The 7,638-nt window shown below is 66.6% G+C and carries 4 protein-coding genes; all 4 read right to left on the bottom strand.

All coding sequences use genetic code 11. From position 1 onward, the window contains the following. Nucleotides 1–33 precede the first annotated feature (33 nt). The gene (gene fusA, locus ACIBVN_RS27375) at nucleotides 34–2,082 is read right to left on the bottom strand and encodes an elongation factor G (protein WP_397141008.1); all 2,049 of its coding nucleotides are present in this window, start codon (nucleotides 2,080–2,082) and stop codon (nucleotides 34–36) included. Nucleotides 2,083–2,166: 84 nt separating this feature from the next. After that, on the bottom strand, nucleotides 2,167–2,637 hold the full coding sequence (gene rpsG / locus ACIBVN_RS27380; RefSeq protein WP_020542314.1) for a 30S ribosomal protein S7: 471 nt from the start codon (nucleotides 2,635–2,637) through the stop codon (nucleotides 2,167–2,169). A 2-nt stretch (nucleotides 2,638–2,639) separates the two neighbouring features. After that, nucleotides 2,640–3,014, bottom strand: a complete 375-nt coding sequence (rpsL, locus tag ACIBVN_RS27385; protein WP_397140985.1) for a 30S ribosomal protein S12 — start codon at nucleotides 3,012–3,014, stop codon at nucleotides 2,640–2,642. A gap of 597 nt (nucleotides 3,015–3,611) precedes the next feature. Then, nucleotides 3,612–7,487: a DNA-directed RNA polymerase subunit beta' gene (locus ACIBVN_RS27390; RefSeq protein WP_397140987.1), complete on the bottom strand. Its 3,876-nt coding sequence runs from the start codon at nucleotides 7,485–7,487 to the stop codon at nucleotides 3,612–3,614. Nucleotides 7,488–7,638: the final 151 nt, after the last annotated feature.

A 7,638-nucleotide genomic window follows, 5' to 3' on the forward strand; every position in this document is an offset into this window, starting at 1 on the left:
TGAGTCCCGGCCTCCATCGCTAGAGGCCGTGAACTACTCGCCCCGGGCCTTCGCGACGATCTCCTTGGCGATGCCCGGGGGCACCTCCGCGTAGGAGTCGAACTGCATGCTGTAGCTCGCGCGCCCCTGCGTCTTGCTACGCAGGTCACCCACGTAGCCGAACATCTCAGACAGCGGCACGAGCGCCTGGACGACACGGGCGCCGGCCCGCTCGTCCATCGACTGGATCTGCCCGCGGCGACTGTTGAGGTCACCGACGACTTCACCCATGTAGTCCTCGGGCGTGGTGACCTCGACGGCCATCATCGGCTCGAGAAGAACGGCGTCCGCCTTGCGCGCGGCCTCCTTGAAGGCCATCGAGCCGGCGATCTTGAAGGCCATTTCCGAGGAGTCGACGTCGTGCGCGGCGCCGTCCTGGAGCGTAACCTTCACGCCCACCATCGGGTAGCCGGCCAGCACGCCGAACTCGGCGGCCTCCTGGGCGCCCGCGTCGACCGACGGGATGTACTCCCTCGGGACACGACCACCCGTGACCTTGTTCTGGAACTCGTAGCCGTCGTTGCCCTCACCGAGCGGCTCGAGGTCGATGATCACCCGCGCGAACTGGCCGGAACCACCGGTCTGCTTCTTGTGGGTGTAGTCGACCTTCTCCACCTTGCGGCGGATGGTCTCGCGGTAGGCGACCTGCGGACGGCCGACGTTGGCCTCGACCTTGAACTCGCGACGCATACGGTCGACGAGGATCTCCAGGTGAAGCTCGCCCATGCCCCAGATGACCGTCTGACCGGTCTCCTCGTCACGGCGGACCTGGAAGGACGGGTCCTCCTCGGCCAGCCGCTGGATGGCGGTCGATAGCTTCTCCTGGTCGCCCTTGGTCTTGGGCTCGATGGCGACGTTGATGACCGGAGCCGGGAACGTCATCGACTCGAGCACGACCTGGTTCGACGGGTCGGACAGCGTGTCACCGGTCGTGGTGTCCTTCAGACCCATGACGGCGACGATCTGACCGGCGATGGCCGTCGGGCGCTCCTCGCGCTTGTTGGCGTGCATCTGGTAGATCTTGCCGATCCGCTCCTTCTTGCCCTTCACAGAGTTGACGACCTGTGAACCGGCCTCGAGCGTGCCCGAGTAGATGCGGATGTAGGTGATCTTGCCCAGGTGCGGGTCGCTGGCGATCTTGAAGGCCAGAGCGGAGAACGGCTCACTCGGGTCCGCGTGCCGCTCGATGACCTTGTCCTCGTCGCCGACCGCGTGGCCCTTGAAGGCCGGGATGTCGGTCGGGGCGGGAAGGAAGGCGACGATCGCGTCGAGCAGCGGCTGCACGCCCTTGTTCTTGAACGCGGTGCCGCACAGCACCGGGTTGATGGCGCTGGCCAGCGTCGCGCGGCGGATGGCCGCGACCAGCTGCTCCTCGGTGGGCTCGACGCCCTCGAGGAAGAGCTCCATCAGCTCGTCGTCGTTCTCGGCGACCGTCTCGATGAGCCGGTCACGCCACTCGCGAGCGGCCTCGGCGTGGTCGGCAGGGATGTCGACGGTGTCGTACATCTCGCCCTTGGCCGCCTCGGCGCTCCAGATGTAACCCTTCATCTTGATGAGGTCGATGACGCCCTTGAAGTCGGCCTCAACACCCCACGGAAGCTGGACGACAGCCGGGGTCGCGCCCAGACGGCTGATCATCATGTCGACGCAGCGGTGGAACTCCGCGCCGACCCGGTCCATCTTGTTCACGAAGCAGATGCGGGGGACGTCATAGCGGTCAGCCTGGCGCCACACCGTCTCCGACTGCGGCTCGACACCCGCGACACCGTCGAACACGGCGACGGCACCGTCGAGGACGCGGAGCGAGCGCTCCACCTCGATGGTGAAGTCAACGTGACCCGGAGTGTCGATGATGTTGATGGTGTGACCGAGCCACTCGCAGGTCGTCGCGGCAGACGTGATCGTGATGCCGCGCTCCTGCTCCTGCTCCATCCAGTCCATCGTGGCAGCGCCCTCGTGGACTTCACCGATCTTGTAGTTGATGCCGGTGTAGAACAGGATGCGCTCGGTCGTGGTGGTCTTGCCCGCGTCGATATGGGCCATGATCCCAATGTTGCGGACCTTGGCCAGGTCAAGAGCGGTCGTGGTGGCCACTTCTCTCGCGTCCTCGTCGTCTCGTCGGATCCACTACCAGCGGTAGTGGGCGAAGGCCTTGTTGGACTCGGCCATCTTGTGGGTGTCCTCGCGCTTCTTGACACTCGCCCCAAGGCCGTTGCTGGCGTCGAGGAGCTCGTTCATGAGGCGCTCGGTCATGGTCTTCTCGCGGCGGGCGCGGGAGTACTGCACCAGCCAGCGCAGGGCCAGGGTGGTGCTGCGCGCGGCGCGCACCTCGACCGGCACCTGGTAGGTCGCGCCACCGACACGACGGCTGCGGACCTCGAGGGTGGGCTTGACGTTGTCAAGCGCGCGCTTCAGGGTGACAACCGGGTCGTTGCCGGTCTTCTCCCTGCAGCCCTCAAGGGCGCCGTAGACGATCGACTGCGCGATGGAGCGCTTGCCGTCCAGGAGCACCTTGTTGATCAGGGCGGTCACCAGCGGCGAGCTGTAAACCGGGTCAGCCATGAGCTGACGACGGCCAGGAGAACCCTTACGAGGCATTGTTAGCTCTTCTCCTTCTTCGCGCCGTAGCGGCTACGGGCCTGCTTGCGGTTGCGGACACCCTGGGTGTCGAGAGAACCGCGGATGATCTTGTAGCGAACACCAGGCAGGTCCTTCACACGACCGCCACGCACGAGCACGATGGAGTGCTCCTGCAGGTTGTGACCCACACCGGGGATGTAGGCCGTGACCTCGACGCCGTTCGTGAGACGAACGCGGGCCACCTTGCGCAGTGCCGAGTTGGGCTTCTTCGGAGTCGTCGTGTAAACGCGCTGGCACACGCCGCGCCGCTGCGGACTCCCGTTGAGGGCAGGAGTCTTGGTCTTGGCGACCTTGTCCTGCCGGCCCTTGCGGACCAACTGCTGAATAGTGGGCACTGCCACTCCGTTTCGTGCTTGGCCGGTGTTTCGTCAGTTGTGATGCATTTCGCAGGTACTGCCGGTGTCATGACCTGCTGGTTTTTCTCGACCCGGTGCCCCCGCGCTCGGGCGTGTCGCGCTATTCACGCAGACGTCCCGCGAGGTTTACGAGCCAGGAAGCCGTCCCACGCCCGTAATGAGCGCACGGTCGAGAGCCCGCATAGAGACGGGCACGATGCACAAGACTACCCAGGCCCATGCGACACGTCAAAACGGCGCGACAAAGCGGACAAGCCTTGCCACTCCGTGTCGCTGCGGCCTACTTCATCCAGCCCATCTACAGCTCCGCTGCCATGATATCGGGCCACCCGACCACTCCGCACGACGTTCCCAAACCCGCCGCGACGGGGCAAGCATGCGGGACGCCTGCCCCGTCGCCACGAGGGCCATTGAGCGCCGGTCCCGTCGCACGGTGGGCATCCGGGGCGGGGTGTCGCACTCAGGCGGTCTCACGGGCCTTTCACGCCCGCACAACGGCCGCCCGCACAGCCAGGGGCCGGTGAACAGCGAAGCGCCCGGGCCTCTCGATGAGAGACCCGGGCGCATCACTTGGAGCTATCGGTTGTACTGGCCGAAGTCGTACTCCTCCAGCGGGACCGCCTCGCCGCTGCCGGTGCCGAAGGTGTAGTCGGCGGCGGAGCCGTCGTAACCACCCACGGTGTACATGGCGGCCTTGGCCTCCTCGGTCGGCTCGACCCGGATGTTGCGGTACTGCGGCATGCCAGTGCCGGCCGGGATGAGCTTACCGATGATGACGTTCTCCTTCAGGCCCAGCAGCGAGTCGGACTTGGCGTGGATCGCCGCGTCCGTCAGCACCCTGGTCGTCTCCTGGAAGGAGGCCGCCGACAGCCACGACTCGGTGGCCAGCGACGCCTTCGTGATGCCCATGAGCACCGGACGGCCCGCGGCCGGCGCGCCGCTCTCCGCCACCGTCTCGCGGTTCATCTGCTCGAAGCGCGGCCGCTCCACGAGCTCGCCGGGCAGCAGGTCGGTGTCACCGGACTCCAGCACGTTCACGCGCTTGAGCATCTGCCGCACGATGATCTCGATGTGCTTGTCGTGGATCGACACACCCTGCGACCGGTAGACCTGCTGGACCTCCGCCACCAGGTGCAGCTGCACGGCCCGCGGGCCGAGGATGCGCAGCACCTCGTTGGGGTTGACCGCACCGGCGACGAGCTGCTGCCCGACCGTGATCCGCTGACCGTCCTGCACGAGCAGGCGCGAGCGCATCGACACCGGGTAGGCGATCTCCTCCGAGCCGTCGTCCGGAGTGATGACGATCTTCCTGGTCTTGTCGGTCTCGTCGATGCGGGCCCGGCCCTCGGCCTCGGAGATCGGGGCGACACCCTTGGGGATGCGCGCCTCGAACAGCTCCGTGACACGGGGCAGACCGTGGGTGATGTCGGCGCCGGCCACACCACCGGTGTGGAACGTACGCATGGTCAGCTGCGTGCCGGGCTCACCGATCGACTGGGCGGCGATGATGCCGACCGCCTCGCCGACGTCCACGAGCTTGCCGGTGGCCAGCGAGCGGCCGTAGCAGGTCGCGCAGACACCGATCTTGGCCTCGCAGACCAGCGCGCTACGGGTGCGCACCGTCTCGACTCCGGCCTCGACCAGCTTGGTCACGTGAGTGTCGTTGATGTCGACACCCGCCGCCGCGATGACCTTGCCGTCGACCTCGACGTCCTCGGCCAGGATGCGGCCGTGCACGTTGGACTCGGCGTTCTCGGCCTTGACCAGGTTGCCCGACGCGTCACGCTCGCCGACGTGCAGCGGGACCGCGCGGTCGGTGCCGCAGTCGATCTCGCGCACGATGACGTCCTGCGCCACGTCCACCAGACGACGGGTCAGGTAACCCGAGTCGGCGGTACGCAGGGCGGTGTCGGCCAGACCCTTCCGCTGACCGTGGGTGGAGATGAAGTACTCCAGCACCGACAGGCCCTCGCGGAACGAGGCCTTGATCGGCCGCGGGATCGTCTCACCCTTGGTGTTGGACACCAGGCCGCGGATGCCGGCGATCTGCCGGACCTGCATCTTGTTACCACGGGCGCCGGAGTTGACCATCATCCAGACCGGGTTGGTCGCCGGGAAGGCGTTGACCATGTCGGTCTCGACGTCGGCCGTCGCGTGCGTCCAGATCTCGATGAGCTCCTGACGGCGCTCCTCGTCGGTGATCAGACCGCGCTCGTACTCGCGCTGGACCTTGTCGGCCCGGCGCTCGTAGTTTTCCATGATGTCGGTCTTGTTCGGGGGCGCGACGACGTCCTCGATCGAGATCGTGACACCGGAGCGCGTGGCCCAGCGGAAGCCCGCGTCCTTGAGCGCGTCGAGCGAAGCGGCGACCTCGATCTTGGGGTAGGTCTCCGCCAGCTCGTTCACGATCGTGGACAGCTGCTTCTTGCCGACCTGGAAGTCGACGAACGGGTAGCTGTCGGGCAGCGTCTGGTTGAACAGGCACCGGCCGAACGTCGTCTCCAGCCTGATCGGGTCGCCCTGCTCCCAGCCCTCGGGCGCAACCCAGTCGCGCGGCGGCAGGACGTCCTTCAGCCGGATCTGGATCTTCGCCTGAATCTCCAGCTCGCGGCGGTCGAAGGCCATCTGCGCCTCGGCGATCGAGCCGAACACGCGGCCCTCGCCCCTTGCGCCCTCCTTCATGGTGGTCAGCCAGTAGAGGCCGATGACCATGTCCTGGGTCGGCATCGTCACGGGCTTGCCGTCGGCCGGCTTGAGGATGTTGTTGGTCGAGAGCATCAGGATGCGTGCCTCGGCCTGGGCCTCAGCCGACAGCGGCAGGTGCACGGCCATCTGGTCGCCGTCGAAGTCCGCGTTGAACGCGGTGCAGACGAGCGGGTGGATCTGGATGGCCTTGCCCTCGACCAGCTGCGGCTCGAACGCCTGGATGCCCAGGCGGTGGAGCGTCGGAGCACGGTTGAGCAGCACCGGGTGCTCGGTGATGACCTCTTCGAGCACGTCCCACACCACGGGGCGGGCGCGCTCGACCATCCGCTTGGCCGACTTGATGTTCTGGGCGTGGTTGAGGTCAACCAGCCGCTTCATCACGAACGGCTTGAACAGCTCCAGCGCCATCTGCTTGGGCAGGCCGCACTGGTGCAGCTTGAGCTGCGGGCCGACGACGATGACCGAACGGCCGGAGTAGTCGACTCGCTTGCCCAGCAGGTTTTGCCGGAAACGACCCTGCTTACCCTTCAGCATGTCGCTGAGGGACTTCAGCGGACGGTTGCCGGGACCGGTGACCGGGCGACCGCGACGGCCGTTGTCGAACAGCGCGTCGACGGCCTCCTGCAGCATCCGCTTCTCGTTGTTCACGATGATCTCGGGCGCGCCGAGGTCGAGCAGACGCTTGAGGCGGTTGTTCCGGTTGATGACCCGGCGGTAGAGGTCGTTCAGGTCGGAGGTCGCGAACCGGCCACCGTCGAGCTGCACCATCGGGCGCAGGTCCGGCGGGATGACCGGGATGCAGTCGAGCACCATGCCGCGCGGCGAGTTGGTGGTGTTGAGGAACGCCGACACCACCTTGAGCCGCTTGAGCGCACGGGCCTTCTTCTGGCCCTTGCCGCTGCGGATGGTCTCGCGCAGGTTTTCGGCCTCGGCGTCGAGGTCGAAGGAGATCAGGCGGTCCTGGATCGCCTGCGCGCCCATGCCGCCCTTGAAGTAGCGGCCGAAGCGGTCGCGCATCTCGCGGTAGAGCAGCTCGTCGCCCTCGAGGTCCTGGACCTTGAGGTTCTTGAAGCGGCTCCAGACCTCCTCGAGCCGGTCCAGCTCACGCTGGGCCCGGTCGCGCAGCTGCCGCATCTCGCGCTCGGCGCCCTCGCGGACCTTGCGGCGCTGGTCACCCTTGGCACCGGCGGCCTCGAGCTCGGCCAGGTCGGCCTCGAGCTTCTTCTGCCGGGCCTCGACGTCGGCGTCACGGCGCTGCTCGATGTGCTGCCGCTCGACGGAGATCTTCGCCTCCAGCGAGGGCAGGTCACGCTCACGCATCTCGGTGTCGACATGCGTGATCATGTACGCCGCGAAGTAGATGACCTTCTCCAGGTCCTTCGGGGCCAGGTCGAGCAGGTAGCCAAGACGCGACGGGACGCCCTTGAAGTACCAGATGTGCGTGACCGGCGCGGCCAGCTCGATGTGGCCCATCCGCTCGCGGCGCACCTTGGCGCGAGTCACCTCGACGCCACAGCGCTCACAGATGATGCCCTTGAACCGGACGCGCTTGTACTTGCCGCAGTAGCACTCCCAGTCGCGGGTCGGACCGAAGATCTTCTCGCAGAAGAGTCCGTCCTTTTCCGGCTTGAGGGTGCGGTAGTTGATGGTCTCGGGCTTCTTCACCTCGCCGTGCGACCACTGACGGATGTCGTCGGCCGTCGCGAGGCCGATCCTGAGCTCGTCGAAGAAGTTGACGTCCAGCATTTGTGCGATCTCCCCCTCAGACTTCTTCCACGCTGCTCGGCTCACGCCGGGACAGATCGATGCCGAGCTCCTCCGCGGCGCGGAAGACGTCCTCGTCGGTGTCGCGCATCTCGATGGACATGCCGTCGCTGGAGAGCACCTCGACATTCAG

The sequence above is a fragment of the Nonomuraea sp. NPDC049400 genome, from assembly GCF_044466425.1.
Classification (GTDB): Bacteria; Actinomycetota; Actinomycetes; order Streptosporangiales; family Streptosporangiaceae; genus Nonomuraea.

What these genes read in the sequence shown, in the direction of transcription:
- fusA (WP_397141008.1), bottom strand. Translation starts at nt 2,082, where the DNA reads ATGGCCCATATCGACGCGGGCAAGACCACCACGACCGAGCGCATCCTG.
- rpsG (WP_020542314.1), bottom strand. Translation starts at nt 2,637, where the DNA reads ATGCCTCGTAAGGGTTCTCCTGGCCGTCGTCAGCTCATGGCTGACCCG.
- ACIBVN_RS27390 (WP_397140987.1), bottom strand. Translation starts at nt 7,487, where the DNA reads ATGCTGGACGTCAACTTCTTCGACGAGCTCAGGATCGGCCTCGCGACG.